Annotated in this window: 14 protein-coding genes; 3 read left to right on the top strand and 11 right to left on the bottom strand. The window is 61.3% G+C overall.

The annotated features are described in order from the left end of the window. Window positions 1–161: 161 nt before the first annotated feature. Window positions 162–965, bottom strand: coding sequence for a L,D-transpeptidase (locus HGP17_RS00815; RefSeq protein ID WP_168808015.1), 804 nt, complete (start codon window positions 963–965; stop codon window positions 162–164). Between the two features lie 173 nt (window positions 966–1138). Between HGP17_RS00815 and HGP17_RS00810 the strand changes: the two genes are divergently transcribed. Then, the gene (locus HGP17_RS00810) at window positions 1139–2485 is read left to right on the top strand and encodes a methylmalonyl-CoA mutase family protein (protein WP_168805053.1); all 1347 of its coding nucleotides are present in this window, start codon (window positions 1139–1141) and stop codon (window positions 2483–2485) included. Between the two features lie 34 nt (window positions 2486–2519). Next, a complete protein-coding gene (gene scpA / locus HGP17_RS00805; RefSeq protein WP_168805051.1) occupies window positions 2520–4652 on the top strand; it encodes a methylmalonyl-CoA mutase in 2133 nt (710 codons plus the stop codon). A gap of 113 nt (window positions 4653–4765) precedes the next feature. Here the strand turns inward: scpA and HGP17_RS00800 are convergent, their stop codons facing one another. The 4 genes from HGP17_RS00800 to HGP17_RS00785 form a co-directional block, all read right to left on the bottom strand. Continuing rightward, window positions 4766–5752, bottom strand: coding sequence for an alpha/beta fold hydrolase (locus HGP17_RS00800; protein ID WP_168805049.1), 987 nt, complete (start codon window positions 5750–5752; stop codon window positions 4766–4768). Between the two features lie 90 nt (window positions 5753–5842). Next, on the bottom strand, window positions 5843–7480 hold the full coding sequence (locus HGP17_RS00795; RefSeq protein ID WP_168805047.1) for a cisplatin damage response ATP-dependent DNA ligase: 1638 nt from the start codon (window positions 7478–7480) through the stop codon (window positions 5843–5845). Continuing rightward, window positions 7480–8490 (bottom strand): ligase-associated DNA damage response exonuclease, encoded by a 1011-nt coding sequence (locus tag HGP17_RS00790; protein ID WP_168805045.1) that lies wholly within the window; start codon window positions 8488–8490, stop codon window positions 7480–7482. Before HGP17_RS00790 ends, HGP17_RS00795 begins: the two co-directional genes overlap by 1 nt. A gap of 29 nt (window positions 8491–8519) precedes the next feature. Further along, entirely contained in the window at window positions 8520–9290 is a 771-nt protein-coding gene (locus HGP17_RS00785) for a carbon-nitrogen hydrolase family protein (protein ID WP_168805043.1), read from the bottom strand. 158 nt (window positions 9291–9448) lie between these two features. Here HGP17_RS00785 and HGP17_RS00780 point away from each other — a divergent pair, with 158 nt between their 5' ends. Further along, window positions 9449–10819: a TIGR03808 family TAT-translocated repetitive protein gene (locus tag HGP17_RS00780; protein ID WP_168805041.1), complete on the top strand. Its 1371-nt coding sequence runs from the start codon at window positions 9449–9451 to the stop codon at window positions 10817–10819. Here the strand turns inward: HGP17_RS00780 and HGP17_RS00775 are convergent. The 6 genes from HGP17_RS00775 to HGP17_RS00750 all read right to left on the bottom strand — a co-directional run bounded on the left by HGP17_RS00775 (window position 10816) and on the right by HGP17_RS00750 (window position 20837). Beyond that, the gene (locus HGP17_RS00775; protein ID WP_168805039.1) at window positions 10816–11604 is read right to left on the bottom strand and encodes a crotonase/enoyl-CoA hydratase family protein; all 789 of its coding nucleotides are present in this window, start codon (window positions 11602–11604) and stop codon (window positions 10816–10818) included. The genes HGP17_RS00780 and HGP17_RS00775 overlap by 4 nt on opposite strands. Then, on the bottom strand, window positions 11601–12470 hold the full coding sequence (locus HGP17_RS00770) for a hydroxymethylglutaryl-CoA lyase (RefSeq protein WP_168805037.1): 870 nt from the start codon (window positions 12468–12470) through the stop codon (window positions 11601–11603). Before HGP17_RS00770 ends, HGP17_RS00775 begins: the two co-directional genes overlap by 4 nt. Then, on the bottom strand, window positions 12467–14455 hold the full coding sequence (locus HGP17_RS00765; RefSeq protein ID WP_168805035.1) for an acetyl/propionyl/methylcrotonyl-CoA carboxylase subunit alpha: 1989 nt from the start codon (window positions 14453–14455) through the stop codon (window positions 12467–12469). The genes HGP17_RS00770 and HGP17_RS00765 overlap by 4 nt, the downstream gene beginning before the upstream one ends. Window positions 14456–14462: 7 nt before the next feature. After that, a complete protein-coding gene (locus HGP17_RS00760) occupies window positions 14463–16070 on the bottom strand; it encodes a carboxyl transferase domain-containing protein (RefSeq protein ID WP_168805033.1) in 1608 nt (535 codons plus the stop codon). A 34-nt stretch (window positions 16071–16104) separates the two neighbouring features. Further along, window positions 16105–17268 (bottom strand): isovaleryl-CoA dehydrogenase, encoded by a 1164-nt coding sequence (locus HGP17_RS00755; RefSeq protein ID WP_168805030.1) that lies wholly within the window; start codon window positions 17266–17268, stop codon window positions 16105–16107. An 86-nt stretch (window positions 17269–17354) separates the two neighbouring features. Beyond that, window positions 17355–20837 carry an indolepyruvate ferredoxin oxidoreductase family protein gene (locus HGP17_RS00750; RefSeq protein ID WP_168805028.1) on the bottom strand — a complete coding sequence of 1161 codons (3483 nt, stop codon included), beginning with the start codon at window positions 20835–20837 and terminating at the stop codon, window positions 17355–17357. Window positions 20838–20936 lie beyond the last annotated feature (99 nt).

The raw sequence follows: 20936 nt of genomic DNA, 5'->3' as shown, positions 1-20936 counted from the left end.
GTCGACAGCATAGTTCCTGTTGAAGAGGAAGCGAGAACCCGCCAACATCAGCTGATTCGGCTCCCCGAGAGGTTTGCAGAGACAAAGGCGAAACTAAAGAGAGCCGCAGGGCGCCGCTATCGCACTTATGCAACATCACGAAAATTTGTGGTAAAATGTCACTACAAAACGACGATTTCTGCCTTATTCGGCACTCGGTTGTAGAGATCTATCACGTCCTGGTTGAGCATGCGCACACAACCCGAGGAAGCCGCATGGCCGATCGACTGCCAATCCGGGGTTCCGTGAACGCGATAAAGCGTGTCCCTGCCGTTCTGATAGATGTAAAGAGCGCGCGCGCCGAGCGGATTGGTCGGCCCGGGATTCATGCCGCCGCGCTCGGCCGATAGCGGTCGTATCTGCGGGTCGCGTGCAACCATTTCGGCCGGCGGCGTCCAGCGCGGCCATTTCTGCTTCCACTGGATCAAGCCCCTGCCATGCCAGGCGTAACCCGCCGCGCCAAGCCCGACGCCGTAGCGCATGGCCTTTCCGCCCGGCTCGATGAAATAGAGAAAATGGTCTTTGGTATCGACGACGATCGTGCCCGGGCGCTCATTGGTTCTGTAGTCCACTTCCTGACGCAGGAAACGCGGATCGATGCGCTTGTAAGGGATTGCCGGCAGCGTGAAGTCGTCTTCACTGTGCTGAGCATACATCGCCTGATGCACTGGATTGAAGGTCGGCAAGCCGTAGGTCTGATGGAACTGAGTCCGGAAAAGATCACGCGACTGCGGCACGGGCTGCACCGGCAGGCGCTGCACCTTCTGCGGATCGATGCCCTCCGGACGATAGAAGACTGGCGTGGTCTCCTGCACGAAGCGATCGGGGTCGGTCGCGCCCGTATCGGGAATGATGCTGCAGGCCGACAATGTCGCCAAGGCGGCAGTTGAGAGCAGGTAGCGGGAAACGGTCAGCAGATCGGCCATCATCGGGAACCAGTTGGAACATATGTCGGATCGGCCGCATGATGAACGGCGCGGCTGGAGCGAGGCTGGCGTCGACATCAAGGTCTACACCGGCAAGATATTGCACCGATTGGCCAAACTGCTGTTTTCCCCTGCCACGTCATGGGCTAGACCTTTACGGGACGGAGGATCGCATGAACATCGACAGTCTCGACCCGGACATCTTCAGCCAAACGGATCACGAGGCCTGGCTGAAATTGGTGGACCGGGCGCTCAAGGGCAAAGACTTCCAGGAAACGCTGGTGTCGCGAACGGATGACGGCATCGCCATAGAGCCGCTTTATCAGCGACGCGGAGATTCCATGCCGCTTTCTCGTCAACACACCGAGCTGCCTTGGACGATAACGCAGCGCGTGGACGATCCGAATCACGAAAGGGCAATGGCACAGCTCGACGACGATCTGGCCAACGGTGCGAGCGGCATCTGTCTCGTCGCGCAGGATTCCGCTTCCTCGTTCGGCATCGGCATGGATGCGGCAGAACCAAACATCTCGAAAGTGGCCGCAGCAGCAGGCAGAGCGACAACATTGCGCCTCGACGGCGTTCCGCCTTTCACCGTCAAAGGGTTGATTGGGTCGTTGGCGGATGCCGGAGTTCAAAGCGCGCATCTCGGCCTCGACGCCTTCTTGGCAGCCGTTTATTCTTCAAATTTCCATAACGACATCAGTCATTTATTGGAATTGAACGTGGCTGGCACCGTCATCAACGCGGACGGACGTTCTGTCCACAATGCGGGGGGAACGGAGGCGCAGGAGCTCGCCGTTATGGCCGCAAGCCTCGTCGGCCACCTGCGATTGCTTGAAGAAACCGGCCTTTCTCTGGAAGCCGCGCTTGCGGCCGCCAGCCTTTGCCTATCGGCCGACCAGAACCAGTTCACTACGATCGCAAAGATGCGCGCTGCGCGGCTGATCTTTGCCCGCATCGCCGAGGCATGCGGCGTCGCCGAGCCGCCGCAGGCGCATCTCTATGCCGAAACGAGCTATCGCATGCTCACCCGGCTCGATCCGGAAACGAATATTCTGCGCAACACGATCGCCGCCTTTTCGGCCGGCGTCGGCGGCGCCGACGAGATTTCCGTTTTGCCGCACAGTCTCACGCACGGGATCCCCGATCCGCTCGCGCGACGCCTTGCGCGCAACATGCAGACGATCCTCGTGGCCGAGAGCCACCTCGATCACGTCATCGACCCCGCTGCCGGAGCCGGCGCTATCGAGGCCCTGACGGACGCGTTGGCCGAACAGGCGTGGAACATCTTTGCCGATATCGAGCGCAAAGGCGGCCTCCCAAAGGTGATCGCCAGCGGCGAGCTTATGGCAATGGTTGCGACAGCGCGGCAGAGTCGCGTCGCCAAGCCGATCGTCGGAACGACGCTGTTTGCGATGAAGACCGAGCGGCCGGTTGTCGTTTTGGGATCTTTGGGCCCGATTACCGGCGGCATGGGGCTGATGCCGATACGATTGAGTGACGGGGTGGAGGGATGAGAATGAATATTGCATCCGGGGAGGCATCGGCTCCATGACCCATATCCCAAACTTCGCCAGCATTCCCTGGGCCAAGTCGCAAGCAATGGCGCCAACGACCGATGCTGCCACTTGGGAAACTCCCGAGGGCATCGCCGTCAAGCGCTCCTATACTGAAAGCGATCTCGCTAGCCTGAATTTTCTTGGCACCTATCCCGGAGCCGCGCCGTTCGTGCGTGGTCCCTACCCCACAATGTATGTCCAGCAGCCCTGGACCATCAGGCAATATGCCGGCTTCTCGACGGCCGAGGAATCCAACGCCTTCTACCGCCGCAATCTCGCGGCCGGACAGAAGGGCCTCTCCGTCGCCTTCGATCTCGCCACTCACCGCGGCTATGACAGCGATCATCCGCGCGTTGCCGGCGACGTCGGTATGGCCGGTGTGGCGATCGATTCCATCCTCGACATGCGCCAGCTCTTCGATGGCATTCCGCTCGATGAGATGAGCGTGTCGATGACGATGAACGGCGCGGTGCTGCCGATCATGGCGCTTTATATCGTCGCGGCGGAGGAACAGGGCGTCTCCGAAGACAAGCTGTCGGGTACGATCCAGAACGATATCCTCAAGGAGTTCATGGTTCGCAACACCTACATCTACCCGCCACAGCCTTCGATGCGTATCGTCTCGGATATCTTCAGCTACACCAGCGAGCGCATGCCGAAATTCAACTCGATCTCGATTTCCGGCTACCACATGCAGGAAGCGGGAGCGAGCGCCGACCTAGAGCTTGCCTATACGATCGCCGACGGCATCGAATATGCACGGGCCGGCGTCGCGGCAGGTCTTGATATCGACAGCTTCGCGCCGCGCCTCTCGTTCTTCTGGGCCGTCGGTATGAACTTCTTCATGGAGGTCGCCAAGATGCGTGCCGGACGCCTGATCTGGGCTGCGCTGATGCAGAAGAATTTCGCACCGAAAGATCAGAAATCCCTGGCGCTCAGGACGCACAGCCAGACCTCCGGCTGGTCTCTGACGGCGCAGGATCCGATGAACAACATCATCCGCACCATGGTCGAGGCGATGGCGGCGACGCAGGGACATACGCAATCGCTGCACACGAACTCATTCGACGAAGCGCTTGCCCTTCCTACCGATCATTCCGCCCGCATCGCGCGCAATACGCAGATCCTGCTGCAGAAGGAATCCGGCACGACCGGGATCATCGATCCATGGGGCGGTTCGGCTTACGTCGAACGGTTGACCCATGATCTTGCCGCCCGTGCACTTGCCCACATCGAAGAAGTCGAGGCGCTGGGTGGCATGGCGAAAGCGATCGAGAAGGGCATTCCGAAACTGCGGATCGAGGAGGCCTCCGCCCGCACGCAGGCCCGTATCGACAGCGGCCAACAGATCCTGGTCGGCATCAATTTCTCAAAGCCGGAAAAGGATATCGAAGTCGATGTTCTGAAGGTCGACAATTCCGAGGTGCGGGCACGGCAGCTCTCCAAGCTGCAGCAGTTGAAGGGCACGCGAGAGACGACAGCCGTCGAAACGGCTCTGGACGCCCTCACTGATGCTGCACGCAACGGCACGGGCAATCTGCTCGATTTTGCCGTGAAGGCCGCAAGGGCCAGAGCCACGGTCGGCGAAATCTCGCTGGCGCTGGAAAAAGCCTACGGTCGCCACGTCGCCGAAATCCGAACCATTTCGGGCGTCTATCGCCAGGAGGTCGGAGAAGCGGATCCCGTCTTCAACAAGGCCGTCGCCACCGTCGAAGCCTTCCGCAGGAAGCGCGGCGAGAAGCCTCGTATCCTGATCGCCAAAATGGGCCAGGACGGGCACGACCGCGGACAGAAGGTCATCGCCACGGCCTTTGCCGATCTCGGCTTCGATGTTGTCGTCGGCGCGATGTTTCAGACGCCGGAAGAAGTGGCCGATGTCGCCGTGCGCGAAGGCGTCGATATTCTCGGCGCATCATCGCTGGCCGCGGGCCATCTGACGCTGGTGCCGGAATTGAAGGAAGCGCTGATCCGCCGCAACGCCCGCAATATCCTGATCGCCGTCGGAGGTGTCATACCGCCTCAGGATTTTGCCGCGTTGGAGGCAGCCGGCGCCGATGCGATCTTCCCGCCCGGCACTGTCATTGCTCAGGCAGCGACTGCGCTGATCGAGAAGCTGACGGGATAAGCACAGACAGTCGCGCGGCGTTTCAACGAAAGCAAAACCATCTCGGGTTTTCCGCGATTGCCTGAACGCAAAACAGAGAGAGCGTTTCCATCGCTCCTTGAAACGAACGTGCTTTAGGCGGCAACGCTCTTGAAGAACTGGATGCTCTGTTCGATTTCGGCCGGCAGAGCGGAATTATGGCTGCCTGCCACAGTCGCCATCTCCATCTTCACGCCGCTTGCCGTTGCCCGCTTTGTCAGCAGAGCCAGCCGAGCATCGAAATGCGCCTCCTCGGTACCGTGAAAGAGCTTCATCGGGCATTTGAAGCTGTGGGCATAGCAAAGCGGCGACCGCATCTGGAATTCACGCGGGTTCTTGGTGTTGAAACGGATATCCTCGGGATAGCGGCTGAAAAAGGCGTAGGCATCCGGATTGCCCGAGATCGGCACGGCCGCACGAAAACGCTTCGTCGACATGGCAGCCAGCATCGTCAAGGTGCCGCCGATGCTGTGCCCGGCGATAAACATGCGATGCGGATCGACACCCGGCAGGTGCCGCAGCCGATCGGAGGCGGCCAGCACGTCCGAAACTTCATCGTAAAAGCCCGAGAAATTACCCTTCTGGCCGTTTTCGCCACGCATCGAAGGGATCATGACGACATAGCCGGCATCGATGTAGGGCTTCATCAACTGCCAATGGCCCTGGCCGATGGCGTTGCCGCCGTGCAGGAAAAGTACCGCCGGCTTTGGCTTGGGCGTGCGCGTGTAGCGAGATACCCAGGCGACGAGTTCCAATTGGCTCCCCAGGCCGCTGCGGTAAAACAGCTGATCGGCGTTCGAGGGCGTCACCAACGGCTCATAAATATCCGGTGCAGGCCCTTTGCTCAGGAGATCCGTGCGGAAGACATGTCGTTCCTTGGCATAATCGCCCGACAATTGCGGCGGCGCATCGGCCGCCTTCTCATCGCTTCTGGGAATGGCAACTTTGTTTTCCGCCGGCTTGGTGGCGGTGGTGCTGTCATCGGCAGCCCTGACTATGGCCGGCGCAAACAAAGATACAGCAAGGCCGGCAAGGACGCCGCGGCGGTTGGGACGGAATATATTGTCGTCAGACTGGGTCATAGGCTCTGTCCAAATATCCCGGCGCCAGCTGAAATCTGCACGGGTTGCGCGGCAAGGCCAACTCACATTGTGGTGAGGAATCGCCCTGCGCTATTCATCAACAGTGGGAGCCTTCGCGTCAATCATCGCGATCAAAGTTTCCAGCCTGTCGGCCTCGTAAGGTGGCTTGTCCTGCCGCAGCCGGGCGATGCGCGGAAACCGCATGGCAACGCCGGATTTATGGCGGTTGGATCGGTTGATCCCTTCAAAGGCAACCTCGACAACGAAGCCGAAATCGCGATCGGCGCGCACGGCTCGCACAGGGCCGAAACGATCGACCGTGTTGTTGCGCACGAACTTGTCGAGCACTTCCAGCTCGGCATCCGTAAAACCGAAATAGGCCTTGCCGACGGGCAAAAGCTGCTCACCCTCCGGCGTCGTCGCCCAAACGCCGAAGGTGAAATCGGAATAGTAGCTGGATCGCTTGCCGTGGCCGCGCTGCGCATACATCAGCACGGCATCGACATTGTAGGGATCGCGTTTCCACTTGAACCACGGGCCTTTGGCGCGGCCGGCAAGATAGGAACTATCCTTTCGCTTGATCATCACGCCTTCGATCACCGGATCGGGCGGCGAGGAGCGCAGTCGGTCGAGGTCCTCCCATGAGGTGAAATCGACGAGCGGTGACAGATCGAAACGATCATGCGGCGCAGCTTCGATAATCTCGGTCAACCGCTCGCGCCGCTCGAGGAAGCCGCGAGCACGCACGTCTTCGGCGCCATCGAACAGGAGATCATAGGCGCGGATGAAGGCTGGAAATTCCTCCAGCATCTTCGAGGTCACGGTCTTGCGGTTCAGGCGCTGCTGCAGATCGGAAAAGGAGCGCGTCGGACTGTTGGACCGCACAGTTCCGCCAACCAGCAACTCGCCATCCATGACGCCTTCGAAATTCATCGCATCAACGATATCGGGAAAAGCGCCGGATATGTCATCGCCCGAGCGCGAATAGAGCTTGCTGGTTTCCCCGGCGCGCGAAAGCTGAACGCGAATGCCGTCCCATTTCCATTCGGCGGCGAAATTTGCGGGGTCGAGCCCATCGAGATCGCCGGGTTCGACCGGATTGGCAAGCATTACGGAATGGAAGATCGCCGGCGTCGCCAATATCGGCCGATCGCCCTTGCCCTCAAGCCAGCGGAACAGGCTTTCATAGGGTGGCTGCAGGCCATGCCAGAGCGTCTCGATTTCGGTGACGTCCCTGCCGCTCAGCTCCGCCAGAGCCTGTTTGGCAAGTCGCGCCGAGACGCCGATGCGCATCGCGCCCGTCGCGAGCTTCAGGAAGGCAAAGCGGCCTGATGTATCCAGCCTGTCGAGCAGATCTCGGACGAAGCCGCGCACCTCGGTGCGCCCAAGCGCATTCATGTTGCGCACGACGTCGCCAAGTCTCGGCTGCTCGCCGGGAGGACGCTCGATGTCGCTCTCCTTGTCCCAGACCAACGAGATCGTTTCTGCGAGATCGCCGACATAATCGTAGGAATAGCGGAAGAGCACATCGTCCATGCGCTCAAGAACAAGTTCGCGCAGCATGGCGGGCTTGACGTTGCGGACTTCGAGCGTGCCTGCGATAGCAGCCAGACCATAGCCACGATCAGGATCGGGCGTATCGCGAAAATAGTCGGTCAGCAGCTTCAGCTTGCCGTTGCGGCTCGGCGTCAACACCAGGCGGTCTAGAAGGTCGGCAAAGGCTTTCATCAATCGCCCTCGTCTTCATAACCGATGAGATGTAGTGGCTTTGCGGCGATGCCCTGCAGCTCGCACCAGCGCACCAGGGCCTCTTCACGCCCGTGGGTGACCCAGACCTCGCTCGGTTTCAGATCGGAGATCGTCTCGGTCAGTTCCGGCCAGTCGCAATGATCCGATATGACCAGCGGCAGCTCGACGCCGAGCTGCTTGGCGCGTTGGCGCACCATCATCCAACCTGAGGCGAAGGCTGGGAGCGGATCGTGAAAGCGCCTCGCCCAGCGATCCTGAAATGCCGAGGGCGGCCCGACGACGACGGCGCCGTGGAAGATCGACTGATCGCGGCTTTCGATGGTCGCCGGCTTGAGCTCGCCGAGTGCGATGCCCTGGCTCACATAATAATCGCACAGTGTTTCAAGCGCGCCGTGAATGTAGATCGGCTTGTCGTAACCGGCATCGCGTAGCAGGCGAATGACGCGCTGCGCCTTGCCGAGCGCATAGGCGCCGACCAGATGCGTGCGCTCTGGAAACTGGCGAAGCGAGGCCAGGAGCTTACGCGTTTCGGCCAGAGGATCGGGATGATGGAAGACCGGCAAGCCGAAGGTGGCTTCGGTGATGAAGACATCGCACGGGACCGGCACATAGGCCTCACAGGTCGGATCGGGCCGGCGCTTGTAATCGCCGGAAACGACGATGCGCAGCCCATCCTTCTCGACGGCGATCTGCGCCGAGCCGAGCACATGACCGGCCGGATAGAACTGAACCTTGACACCGTTGATCGTCACTTCCTCGCCGAAGGCGGCCGCCTGCTCCGAACCGGCAAAATCATCGCCGTAGCGGATACGCATGATATCGAGCGTCTGGCGCGTGGCGAGAACGCGGCCATGACCGGAGCGGGCATGATCGGAATGACCATGCGTGACAAGTGCACGCTCAACCGGCTGGACGGGGTCGATGTAGAAGCCGCCGATCGGACAGAACAGGCCCTCAGGCGCCGGATAAAGCAGTTGATCAGGTCTCATAAGTTATGAGGATAGCGCGATTTGCACGATTAGGTAGCGATCACAGCAGCTTTTTGATCGAAACTGCGCTCGGGTTGCCGGTCCGGCAGATCGAAAACGAGAACATCCTCGCAATAAGGCTTGGCCTTGGCGACAACGACACCGTTTGGATCGACGATGGCGCTGCTGCCGTAACTGACCCACCCATCATCGTTGCTGCCGACGACATCCGATGCCATTACCCAGCAGCCCGTATGTCTGGCGCAGGTCTGCAGGCCCGAAATCCCAGGCTTGTGCCATCTTTCCGCCTTGTGGGGCCGGAGCATGAGATTGACGGGATTGCAGATGAGCCCCGCTCCCTTTCGGGCCAGTCGACGCGCCGTATAGGGATATCTGAGATCGGCGCAGATATTGATGCCGAAGCGCCAATGTCCCTCGTCCCATACCGGAAAATCCTGTCCCGGCATGCAGCCTTTCTCAAGCGGATGAGCCTTGGCGTAGACCCCGCTGATCCGTCCGGACTTGGCGACGAGGGCGCTGTTATAAATGCCATCGCTCCTGCGCTCGAAAAGACCGACGATTGCCGTGGTTTTTCTGGCGGCGAAACGAGCAACAAGAGCGCTCAAATGCGGATCATCCAGAGACATTGCGCGCCGTCTCGCGATGGCCTTGTCGTAACTGTGGCCCTGCAGATAGCATTCGGGAAAAAGGGCGAGATCGATGCCCTGCGCTTCCGCCCAAGCCAGATCACGCGCCAAAACCTCGGCCGCTTGCTCGACGGCGTCAAAAAGTGCCAGACGTTGAAAGGCCGCTATCCGCATGCGGCAGGGGTAACATCTGCCGCGAGTCGCTCCTACGGCAAACAGATTGGTCAATGAAAGCCGGCCCTGAACGCGCGGATGATAGCGCCTATGTATCAAATCGGGACAGATGGAGCTGGCATGTTTTCTGCTTCAGCGATGATATTCAGGAGTTTGCAATGATCCAACGCCGCGCAGTCATCGCTTCACTCGCCGCTTCGGCAGCGGCTAGCTTGCTCGCACCCCGCGTCTTTGCCGCGCCGCTGGCCAAAATGACGGGTGCCGATCTGCGTGGACCGATCGACGCTATCGCGCTCAAGACCACGCCGGGCGCCAGCGACTTCAAGAGCGGCAAGCTCCAGTCGTTGATCGACAATGCGGCGCGCACGAACATGCCGCTCTTCCTTCCGCCGGGTACATACAGCATCTCAAATCTGACACTGCCCGATAATACGCGCATCACCGGCGTTCCCGGTGCTTCGCGGCTCGTCTATAGCGGCGATGGCCATATGATGAATGCGGACAAGGCCAAGCGCATCGAGCTTTCCGGCCTCGTGCTTGATGGCGGCAATCGCTGGCTTGCCGACTATGCCGGCGGCCTGCTGCAGTTCACCGGCGTCGACGAGGTGCTCATCGACAATTGCGAAGTAACCGGCAGCCGCAAGCATGCGCTGCAGCTGGAGCGCTGCGGCGGCCGGATCGAACGCAGTCGAATCTCGGGTGCCGCCGGAGCCGGCATCTATTCCGTCCAATCAACCGGATTGACGGTGACCGGCAATCGCGTCGAGGATTGCGGCAATGGCGGCATTCTGATCCATCGGTGGGAAAAGGCGGAGGACGGCAGCAGCGTCATCGACAACCGCATTGCGCGCATCCGCGCCAATGATGGAGGCACCGGCCAGAATGGCAACGGCATCAATGTCTTCCGCGCCGATGGCGTAACGGTTTCGGGCAACCAGATTGCCGATTGCGCCTTCACCGCGATCCGCGCCAATTCGGCCTCGAATGTGCAGATATCGAATAATCAGTGCCTGCGCTCAGGCGAAACCGCCATCTATTGCGAATTCGAGTTCGTCGGCGCCACGATCAACAATAATCTCGTCGATGGCGCTGCCAATGGCATTGCGGTCACCAATTTTGATAAGGGCGGAAGGCTCGCTTCGGTGACGGGCAATGTCATCCGCAACCTGTCGCTCACCGCCCCTTACGCGCAGGATGGCGGCTTTGGTATCGGCATCTCGGCAGAGGCCGATACGTTGATTTCAGACAATGTCATCGAGAATGCGCCGCTCTGGGGCATGCGGCTCGGCTGGGGTCAGTATCTCCGCAACGTCGTCGCGACAGGCAATATCGTCAAGCATGCGGGTATCGGCTGCGTCGTTTCGGTTGCGGACGGCGCCGGGTCGGCCGTGATTACAGGCAATCTCTTCCAGAAAATGGAACAGGCCGCGATCATGGGCTTCCGCTGGGACAAGCCTGCATCCGGCGATCTCATCAAGGGAAGCACGCAGTTCCCGCAGCTGACTGTTGAAAACAACAGGCTCGTTTAGGCCATTCGCCAGCTTGGCTGCCGTTTTTCGAAGAAGGCGGTAATACCCTCCTTCGCCTCCTCCGTTTCCCACGCATCCGCCAGTTGCTCGACGACGTGATCGATCATGCCATCGGTGATCGGCCTGCCGACCGAGCGGGCCAGAACCTTCGCGCGGGCGGCCGCCTGCGGAGATGCCGCCAGGAAATGGCGGACTTCGGCTTCCACGGCCTCATCGAGCGCCTCTTCCGCGACGACGCGTGACAGGAGACCTGTCGCATGCGCCTGCCACGCATCGATGATCTTGCCGGAAAGGAAAAGCGGGCGGGCGTTCGTCTCCCCGATCCGGGCAACGACATAGGGGCTGATCGTTGCCGGGATGATGCCGAGGCGCACTTCCGTCAGGCCGAAGCGCGCCGTCGATGCCGAGATCACCATGTCGCAGACGCTCAGGATGCCGATACCGCCGCCAAAGGCGTTGCCGTGGACGCGGGCGATCAGCGGCTTCGGCAACTCGTTCAGCGCCTTGAACAGCATGGCGAGCCGGCGAGCTTCTGCAATGCGCCCATCGCGCGTAGCGTCGAACTGCGCGCGCATCCAACCGAGATCGCCGCCGGAGCAGAAGCTTGCTCCCTCGCCGGTGAGCACCACGACCCGGACGGCACTGTCCTGGGCCAGCTCGCGCGTTGCGTTCGTGACGTCATCGATCATCTCGGCCGACAGGGCATTGTGCTTTTCCGGGCGAGCCAGCATCAGATGGGCGACACCGCGCTCGTCGGTGGTGATACGGATCGTTTGCGATGTCATGACGCACTCCTGAGGCTACGGGCAAAGGCGGCGGCCATTTCAAGCTTGTCTTTGTCGAGACCGGTTTCGTAACCCTGTGCCTCCAGATAGTCGCAGACCGCGACGGTATCGACATTTCCCTTGGCGCCTGGGGCAAAAGGGCAGCCGCCAAGACCGCCTGCCGACGCATCGAAGACGCGCAGGCCGCGCTCCAGGGCAACGGCAATATTCTCCAGCGCGCGACCCGACGTATCGTGAAAATGTCCTGCCAGCACCATGGCGGGCAGTTCGCCCAGCACTGCGGCGAGCATACGGTCGACGGCTTCAGGCGAGCCTTTGCCGATCGTATCGCCAAGGCTGATTTCGTAGCAGCCAAGCGCACGCAGCTGCCATGCGACACTGACAACATTCTGCGGCGGCACAGCACCCTCATAGGGGCACTCGACGATACAGCTGACATAACCGCGCAAAGGAACGCCACGATCCCGGCTGGCCGCGGCAACCGGTCGGAAGCGCTCGATACTTTCGGCAATCGAGCAGTTGATATTGCGCATCGAAAAGGTTTCGGACGCGGACGCAAAGATCGCCGCCTCATCGGCGTCGGCCGCAAGCGCTGCTTCGAACCCCTGCATGTTGGGCGCCAGCGCTGCGTAGCGAACACCCGGACGCCGCTCTATTCCGGCCATGACGGCGGCGGCATCGGCAAGCTGCGGCACCCATTTCGGACTGACAAAGCTCGTAACCTCGATGCGCTCGAAGCCGCAATCGGAGAGCCGGTCCACCAGCTCGATCTTACGGGCGGTATCGACCGACTGCTTCTCATTCTGCAGGCCGTCGCGCGGTGCCATTTCAACAATGGTCACGTGGTTGGAAGGCTTCTCGCTCATGTCGCATCCTCCGGCCGAAGCGACAGAAGCACGGCGCTTTCGCTGGTCTGATCGCCCTCGCCGACATGCAGGCTTTCCACGATGCCATCCCGGGCGGCGGACAAGGTCAGCTCCATCTTCATGGCTTCCATGACGATCAGCGCCTGTCCCTTGGACACGGCATCGCCCTCACGCACACGCACGATCTTGACGAGGCCCGGCATCGGCGCAATCACGCGATCGCCGCCGCTCGCCGCCTCCTCGCCGCCATCGAGCGGATCAAGGCGATGGAATTGATGTGTGTGCCCATCCAGGAAAAGCGTCACGCCTGAGGATGTCTCGAAAAGATCGACATGGGTTTGCCGGCCGTCGATCTCGACGCGTCGGGAGACGCCATCATTCTCGAGAAGGCGCACGGAAATGGAGCGGTCATCGAAGACAATGTCGAAGAGCGACGGTGCCTTTGCGATCACCCGAACATTCCTTTGATCCTCGGCAAAATGCAGCGTGACAGGACGGCTTGATTGCCCCCAGATCTGCCAGGCGCCAAGCGAAAGCCACGGGTCGCTGCCGACGGATGGCGCAAAACCGCCTGCCTCGACCATAGCGGCGATGGCAAGGGCCGTATCGCCAGGCTGTTGTACGGAGGTCAGCACCTCCATGTCCCGGTCGATCAATCCCGTATCGGGAGAGCCGGCGGCGAAGTCCGGCTGGCGGCTCAACCGAACGAGAAAATCGAGATTGGTTATGGTTCCTGCGACCTGCGTCCGCTCGAGCCCTCCTGTGAGTTTGGCAAGGGCGGCGGCCCGATCCGGTGCGTGAACCGTCAGCTTGGCGATCAATGGATCATAATGCGGGGTGATGCTATCGCCCTCGCGCACGCCCGCATCGATGCGAACATCACTTTCTGGAAAGCGTACGCGCGCGAGCGTGCCGGTCGCCGGAAGGAAGCCGCGTGCCGGATCTTCGGCATAGATGCGCGCTTCGAAGGCCCAGCCGTTGATGGTGAGTTCGTCCTGGATCTTCGGCAACGGTTCGCCACTGGCGACCCGCAACTGCCATTCCACCAGGTCGACGCCGGCGATCGCCTCGGTGACGGGATGTTCCACCTGCAGCCGCGTGTTCATCTCCATGAAGAAGAAGCGATCCGGCGACAGGCCGTCGGAGACATCGGCAATGAATTCGACGGTGCCGGCGCCGCGATAATCGATGGCGCGGGCGGCGCGAACAGCCGCTTCGCCCATGGCGCTGCGCATTTCCGCAGTCATGCCCGGCGCCGGGGCCTCCTCGATCACCTTCTGATGCCGGCGTTGCAGCGAGCAGTCGCGCTCGAAGAGATGCACGACATTGCCCTGGCTGTCGCCGAAGACCTGGATCTCGATATGGCGCGGCTTGATCAGATATTTCTCGATCAGCACGGCGTCGTCGCCGAAGGCGGATTTCGCCTCGCGCTTTGCCGCTTCCAGAGACACGCCGAAATCCTCCGGCCGGTCGACACGGCGCATGCCCTTGCCGCCGCCGCCCGCCCGCGCCTTGATAAGAACGGGGAAGCCGATAGCAGCCGCCTGCTCGGCAAGAAAGCTGGCCTCCTGCCCATCGCCGTGATAGCCGGGAACGACGGGGACGCCTGCCTTCTCCATCAGCGCCTTGGCGGCATCCTTGAGGCCCATGGCCCGGATGGAGGCCGGCGACGGACCGATGAAGACCAGGCCGTCCGCTTCGACGGCTTCGGCAAAACCGGCATTCTCCGAGAGAAACCCATAACCGGGGTGGATGGCCTCCGCGCCGGTCCGCTTCGCTGCCGCGATGATCTTTTCCTTCGAAAGATAGCTGTCGCTCGCGGCTGCCGGGCCGATGTGAACGGCCTCGTCGGCCAGCGCCACATGCAAGGCATCCCTATCGGCATCGGAATAGACCGCTACCGTCCGGATACCCAGGCGCTTCGCCGTACGAATGACCCGGCAGGCGATTTCTCCGCGATTGGCGATCAATATCTTTGAAAACATCGGCGCCTCACATCCTGAACAGACCGAAGCGCGTGTCTTCGATCGGCGCGTTGAGTGCTGCCGAAAGCGACAGAGCCAGCACATCGCGGCTCCTGCGCGGGTCGATGATGCCGTCGTCCCAGAGGCGGGCCGAGGCGTAGAGCGGGTGGCTTTGGGTTTCGAACATCCTGAGCGTGGGCGCCTTGAAGGCGGCCTCTTCCTCTGCCGTCCAGGGTTTGCCGGCACGCGCCAGCGATTCCCCGCGCACAGTGGCGAGCACGCCCGCCGCCTGCTCTCCGCCCATGACGGAAATCCGGCTGTTGGGCCATGTCCAGAGGAAGCGCGGCGAATAGGCGCGACCGGCCATGCCGTAATTGCCTGCTCCGAAGGAGCCGCCGATCAACATCGTCACCTTCGGGACCCTGGTCGTGGCGACAGCCGTCACCAGCTTGGCGCCGTTCTTGGCGATGCCTTCGGTCTCGTACTTCCGGCCAACCATGAAGCCGGTGATGTTCTGCAGGAAAACCAGCGGAATCTTGCGCTGCGAGCAAAGCTCGACGAAATGCGCGCCCTTCAACGCCGATTCAGAGAACAGGACGCCGTTGTTGGCGATGATGCCGACGGGAATGCCGTGGATATGAGCGAAGCCGCAGACCAACGTCGTGCCGTATCGCGCCTTGAACTCGTCGAAGCGGGAACCGTCCACCGTGCGCGCGATCACCTCACGCACGTCATAGGGTGTGCGCAGATCCGAGGGGATGATGCCCGGTATTTCTTCTGGATCGTAGAGCGGCGCTTCGGGCTTGCGAAGCTCGACACCCTCGGGCTTGCGGCGATTGAGGTTTGCGACTGCCTGCCGAGCGAGCGCAAGGGCATGGGCATCGTCACGCGCCAGATGATCGGCAACGCCGGAGAGGCGTGTATGGACATCGCCGCCGCCGAGATCCTCGGCCGAGACGACCTCGCCCGTCGCCGCCTTGACGAGCGGCGGACCGGCGAGAAAGATCGTTCCCTGCTTTTCGACGATGATCGTTTCGTCCGACATGGCGGGCACATAGGCGCCGCCTGCCGTGCAGGAGCCCATGACGACGGCGATCTGCGGAATGCCTGATGCAGACATGTTGGCCTGGTTGTAGAAAATGCGGCCAAAATGATCGCGATCCGGAAAGACCTCGTCCTGGTTCGGCAGATTGGCCCCGCCGGAATCGACGAGATAGATGCAGGGAAGGTTGTTTTCCGCCGCAATCTCCTGCGCCCGAAGATGCTTCTTCACGGTGATCGGGTAGTAGGTCCCGCCTTTGACCGTGGCGTCGTTGCAGACGATCATGCAGTCATGGCCGGAAACCCGGCCGATGCCGGCGATCAGGCCGGCACCCGGCGCATCGCCGCCATAAAGACCATGCGCGGCCGTCGCTCCGATCTCTAGAAACGGCGTGGCGGGATCGATCAAGCCGGCGACACGATCGCGCGGCAGCATCTTGCCTCGGCTGACATGCCGCTCACGCGCCTGTGGGCCGCCGCCTTCGGCCGCCTGCAACGCCGCCGTCTCGGCGACACCGATCGCCTCCAGCATGGCGGCGCGATTGTCGCGGAAGCGATCCGTGTGCGTCGATATCTCTGATTTCAGGACGGTCATGCGGCCTCGCCGATCAGTGAAATGGAATTCGAAATCAGGCGGTTTCGCCGAACAGTTCGCGGCCGATCAGCATGCGTCGGATTTCGGAGGTGCCGGCACCGATCTCGTAAAGCTTGGCATCACGCAGCAGCCGGCCGGCGGGATAGTCATTGGTATAGCCGTTGCCACCGAGCGCCTGGATGCATTCTAGCGCCAACCCTGTCGCCTTTTCGGCGGAATAGAGAATGCAGCCGGCGGCATCCTTACGGGTCGTCTCGCCGCGATCGCAGGCGGCAGCAACCGCATAGACATAGGCGCGCGCGGCATTCATCGTCACATACATGTCGGCAAGCTTGCCCTGCATCAGCTGGAACTCGCCGATCGACTGGCCGAACTGCTTGCGCTCATGCATGTAGGGCAGCACCACGTCCATGCAGGCGGCCATGATGCCGACGGGACCGCCGGACAGTACGACACGCTCATAATCAAGCCCGGACATCAGCACGCGCACGCCGCCATCGACCTGACCCAGCACATTTTCCGCCGGCACCTCACAATCGAGGAAGATCAGCTCGGAGGTGTTGGAACCGCGCATGCCGAGCTTGTCGAGCTTCTGGCCGACGGAGAAGCCGGGAAAGCCCTTTTCAACGAGGAACGCGGTAATCCCTCGCGCTCCGGCATCCGGAGACGTCTTGGCGTATACCACGAGTACGTCGGCATCCGGGCCGTTGGTGATCCACATCTTGCTGCCGTTCAGCACATAGTGGCCGCCACGCCGCACGGCATGCAGCTTCATCGAAACCACATCGGAACCGGCGCCGGGCTCGGACATTGCCAAGGCACCGACATGCTCGCCTGAAATCAGCTTCGGCAGATAGCGCTCCTTTTGCGCCATCGTTCCGTTGCGGTGGATCTGGTTGACGCAGAGATTGGAATGAGCGCCGTAGCTCAAAGCGACCGAGGCCGAGGCGCGGCTGATTTCCTCCATCGCCACCGTGTGGGCGAGATAGCCGAGGCCGGAGCCGCCAAGGGCTTCATCGACCGTGATCCCCAGCAGCCCAAGATCACCCATCTCCCGCCACAGATGCATGGGGAAACTGTTGTTGCGATCGATTTCGTCGGCAAACGGCGCGATACGATTGGCAGCAAAGCGGCGCACCTGTTCACGCAGCGCCTCGATGTCCTCTCCCAGCGCGAAGTTCAATCCCCCTTCAAACATCCGGCTTATCCTCCCGATCATCCCGAACGCGCGATCTGTATGAACCTATATCTCTTTATGCCCGCTTCAAGTTTTGGCCGGTGCCATCATGCGGCATCGGCGGGCGCAGGTTGCTTGGCCGGCTTTTCCTCAGAGGCCTCATAGGCCTTCAGCTTGTCAGCGATGCCAACCATGATCTTGCGGACGGCTTCCTCCTTGACAGGGCCGAAGCCTCTTATCTCATCGAACAGTGTGAGGATGGCAAGTGCTTCCGCTTCGTTGTCGTGGCGCAGGCCAGCAAGCACCCGCGCGGCGATCCCTTCGTATTCGGTGATCAGGCGACGCTCCAAGCGACGTTCCGCCATATAGCCGAAGGGATCGAGAGGCGTACCGCGCAGCCGCTTCATCGGCGCAAGCGCCCTGAGCACTGGCAGGATCCAGGCGCCGAACTCGCGCTTCCTCGGACGACCGTTCGGATCCTTGCCGCCAAGGATAGGCGGAGCAAGGTTGAGAGCCAGCTTGAAGTCGCCTTCCATCTCATCGCGCAAATGCGCCTCGAAAGCAGGATCGGTCAGAAGACGCGCGACCTCATATTCGTCCTTGTAGGCCAGAACGCGCGCATAGGTGACGGCGACAGCAAAGGGCACCTTGTCCGAAAGACGCTCCCTTGTCGCCAGTGCATTGGCGTGGGCAACGAAGGCTGCGTAGCGTTCGGCAAGGGCGACGTCCTGATAAGCGGTCAGATGCGCCTTGCGATGCTTGATAAGCTCCTCGAGGCTCATATCCGCAAGCGTCCTGCCCGCTTCGGGCTCGGCCATCATGGCGTGCACAGCCTGCGGGTCATACGCCAGCAGGCGACCCCACTTGAACGCGGACAGGCTTGCCTTGACCGCAACGCCGTTGAGCTCGATCGCCTTTTCGATCGCCTCCAGCGAAAGAGGCAGCAAGCCTCGCTGCCAGGCAAAGCCGGTCAGCAGAATATTGGTCGATATGGCGTCGCCTGTCACTTCGGTCGCAACGCGATTGAAATCGAGGAACACCGATTGGTCGCTGACGGTCTTGGCGATCGCATGCTGTATCGAGCCGACCTTGAAATCGAAATCGCGATTGCGGACGAAATCGGCAACCGGCATGAGGCCGGTGTTGACGATTGCCGTCGTCCGCGTTGACGAGCAGAGCGTGATCGCATCCTTGGAGGCGCCCACCACTTCATCGGCGGCAAAGAGCAGGTCCGCGCCACCATTGACGATGCGCGATGAGGTGACGTCGGCCTGATTGTGACCGATGCGCAGATGGCTCATCACCGCGCCGCCCTTCTGCGCGAGACCAGCCATGTCGAGGATCATCGGCACCTTGCCATCCAGATGCGCGGCCATTCCGAGGATCGCGCCGATGGTCAGGATGCCGGTGCCACCGACGCCGGCAATCGCGATATTCCATGGCCGATCGCCGATGACGGGAATTTCAGGCATCGGCACGTCGATCTCAGCATGGTCGAGCGCCTTGCGCTTGCGGCGCTTGCCGCCATGGACGGTCACGAAGGACGGGCAGAAGCCTTTGACGCAGGAGAAATCCTTGTTGCAGCTCGACTGGTTGATCTGGCGCTTGCGACCGAACTCGGTCTCCAACGGTTCGACTGAGATGCAGTTGGACTGTACCGAGCAATCGCCACAGCCTTCGCAGACCGCCTTGTTGATGAAGACGCGCTTGGCGGGATCTTCCATGAGGCCGCGGCTGCGGCGACGGCGCTTCTCGGCCGCGCAGGTCTGGACATAAACGATCGCCGAACAGCCTTCGGTGTCGCGCAGCGTCAACATCACCTGATCGATATGGTCGCGATGCAGAACCTTGACACCCGGAGCCAGTTCGGAAGCGCGATAGGCATCCGGATTGTCCGACAGCAGGTAGATCGGCTTCACGCCTTCATCGTGCAGCTGCTTCGTCACCAGTTGCGGCGTCAGATAGCCGTCGATCTGCTGGCCGCCGGTCATGGCAACAGCATCGTTGTAAAGCAGCTTGTAGGTAACGTTGACCTTGGAGGCGACGGACTGGCGGATGGCGAGAATGCCGGAGTGAAAATAGGTGCCGTCGCCGAGATTGACGAACATGTGCTTTTCGTCGGTGTAACGGGCGATCGCCGTCCAAGGCACGCCTTCGCCGCCCATCTGCGTGAACGTCTCGGTGTTGCGATCCATCCAGGTGACCATGTAGTGGCAGCCGATGCCGGCGATGGCGCGGCTGCCCTCGGGAACCTTGGTGGACGTGTTGTGCGGACAGCCCGAACAGAAGAATGGAGTGCGGTTCAGCGGAGCGACATGGCTGCGGCTGATCTGGCCGCGCTCGGCAAGATAGGCAAGCTTGGCGGCAATGCGATCATGCAGGCCCTGATCGAGATCGAGCTTGACGATGCGCCCGGCTATGGCTCGCGCGACCGCGCCGACGGTCAATGCCGCCGACAGGCTGAGATAGGGTTTGTCGTGTTCATCGAACTTGCCGACAATGCGCGGACGCACATCGGCGCGCCAATTGAAGAGCTGCTGCTTGATCTGGTTTTCGATGATCTCGCGACGCTCCTCCACGACGAGAACTTCGTCCAGCCCCTCGGAGAAATGCCGGACTGCTTCCGGCTCCAGCGGCCATGGCATGCGCACCTTGAGGATGCGCAGGCCGATCGCCGCCATTTCCTTCGGGCCGATCTCGAGTTCGCGCAATGCCTGCAGCACATCCTCGTAGGCCTTGCCTGACGAGATGATGCCGAACCGGGCATTGGGCACATCATGCGTGACTTCGTCGACGCGATTGGCGCGCGCAAAGGCAATCGCCGCGTAGGCTTTGTAAGTCTGCAGGCGATCATCCTGCATCAGCGGCGGATCGGGCCAGCGCAGATTGAGGCCGCCGGGCGGCATCTCGAAGTCAGTCGGAAGCACGAATTGCCGGTGCTCGCCGGAAAGATCGACGGCCGCCGTCGTTTCGATGGTGTCGGCAATGAATTTCATGCCGACCCAGCAGCCGGAATAGCGCGACATGGCGATACCGAGCAGGCCGTATTCCAGGAATTCATGGATGGACGAGGGATAGAGAACCGGGATGACCGCCGACATGAAATCATGATCGGTCTGATGCGGGATGGTCGAGGATTTCGCGGAGTGATCGTCGCCGGCAATGCAGAGGACGCCACCGTGTCTGGAGGTGCCGGCGGCATTGCCATGCTTCAGTACGTCGCCCGAACGGTCGACACCGGGGCCTTTGCCGTACCAGATGCCAAGCACGCCGTCCTTGCGAGCGCCGGGGGAAAGACCGACCTGCTGCGAGCCCCAGACCGCCGTTGCCGCAAGATCCTCATTAATCCCGGGCTGGAACGTGACATCGTACGCGTCCAGGTAAGCCTTGGCTTTCAGAAGCTGCTGGTCATAGCCACCGAGCGGCGAGCCGCGATACCCTGATATGAACGCTGCCGTATTGAGACCCGCGGCGCGGTCTCGGCGCATCTGGGTCATCGGCAGCCGCACCAGCGTCTGCAGGCCAGTCATGAAAACGCGGCCTTCTTCAGCTGTGTATTTGTCGTCCAACGATACGCTGGTTGCAAGCATCTGCTCTCCTCCCGAGATCGCAGTCACCGAATGCGCTGTAATGTTTCGCCGGAAACCTCCTACCGCTTCCGACAAAAACCATGGTGGAACTCTAACATG

Origin of the sequence: Rhizobium sp. P38BS-XIX, from assembly GCF_012641435.1 — a bacterium.
In the GTDB taxonomy this organism is placed as follows: Bacteria; Pseudomonadota; Alphaproteobacteria; order Rhizobiales; family Rhizobiaceae; genus Rhizobium.
The sequence above is the reverse complement of the archived record's forward strand: the minus strand, read 5'-3'. Positions and strand labels throughout refer to the sequence as shown.

Excerpts from the sequence above, each read along its gene's own strand:
- HGP17_RS00795 (WP_168805047.1), bottom strand. The coding sequence starts at position 7,480 with ATGAAAGCCTTTGCCGACCTTCTAGACCGCCTGGTGTTGACGCCGAGC.
- HGP17_RS00790 (WP_168805045.1), bottom strand. The coding sequence starts at position 8,490 with ATGAGACCTGATCAACTGCTTTATCCGGCGCCTGAGGGCCTGTTCTGT.
- HGP17_RS00755 (WP_168805030.1), bottom strand. The coding sequence starts at position 17,268 with ATGTTTGAAGGGGGATTGAACTTCGCGCTGGGAGAGGACATCGAGGCG.
- HGP17_RS00780 (WP_168805041.1), top strand. The coding sequence starts at position 9,449 with ATGATCCAACGCCGCGCAGTCATCGCTTCACTCGCCGCTTCGGCAGCG.
- HGP17_RS00785 (WP_168805043.1), bottom strand. The coding sequence starts at position 9,290 with ATGCGGATAGCGGCCTTTCAACGTCTGGCACTTTTTGACGCCGTCGAG.
- HGP17_RS00770 (WP_168805037.1), bottom strand. The coding sequence starts at position 12,470 with ATGAGCGAGAAGCCTTCCAACCACGTGACCATTGTTGAAATGGCACCG.
- scpA (WP_168805051.1), top strand. The coding sequence starts at position 2,520 with ATGACCCATATCCCAAACTTCGCCAGCATTCCCTGGGCCAAGTCGCAA.
- HGP17_RS00750 (WP_168805028.1), bottom strand. The coding sequence starts at position 20,837 with ATGCTTGCAACCAGCGTATCGTTGGACGACAAATACACAGCTGAAGAA.
- HGP17_RS00800 (WP_168805049.1), bottom strand. The coding sequence starts at position 5,752 with ATGACCCAGTCTGACGACAATATATTCCGTCCCAACCGCCGCGGCGTC.
- HGP17_RS00815 (WP_168808015.1), bottom strand. The coding sequence starts at position 965 with ATGGCCGATCTGCTGACCGTTTCCCGCTACCTGCTCTCAACTGCCGCC.
- HGP17_RS00775 (WP_168805039.1), bottom strand. The coding sequence starts at position 11,604 with ATGACATCGCAAACGATCCGTATCACCACCGACGAGCGCGGTGTCGCC.
- HGP17_RS00765 (WP_168805035.1), bottom strand. The coding sequence starts at position 14,455 with ATGTTTTCAAAGATATTGATCGCCAATCGCGGAGAAATCGCCTGCCGG.
- HGP17_RS00760 (WP_168805033.1), bottom strand. The coding sequence starts at position 16,070 with ATGACCGTCCTGAAATCAGAGATATCGACGCACACGGATCGCTTCCGC.
- HGP17_RS00810 (WP_168805053.1), top strand. The coding sequence starts at position 1,139 with ATGAACATCGACAGTCTCGACCCGGACATCTTCAGCCAAACGGATCAC.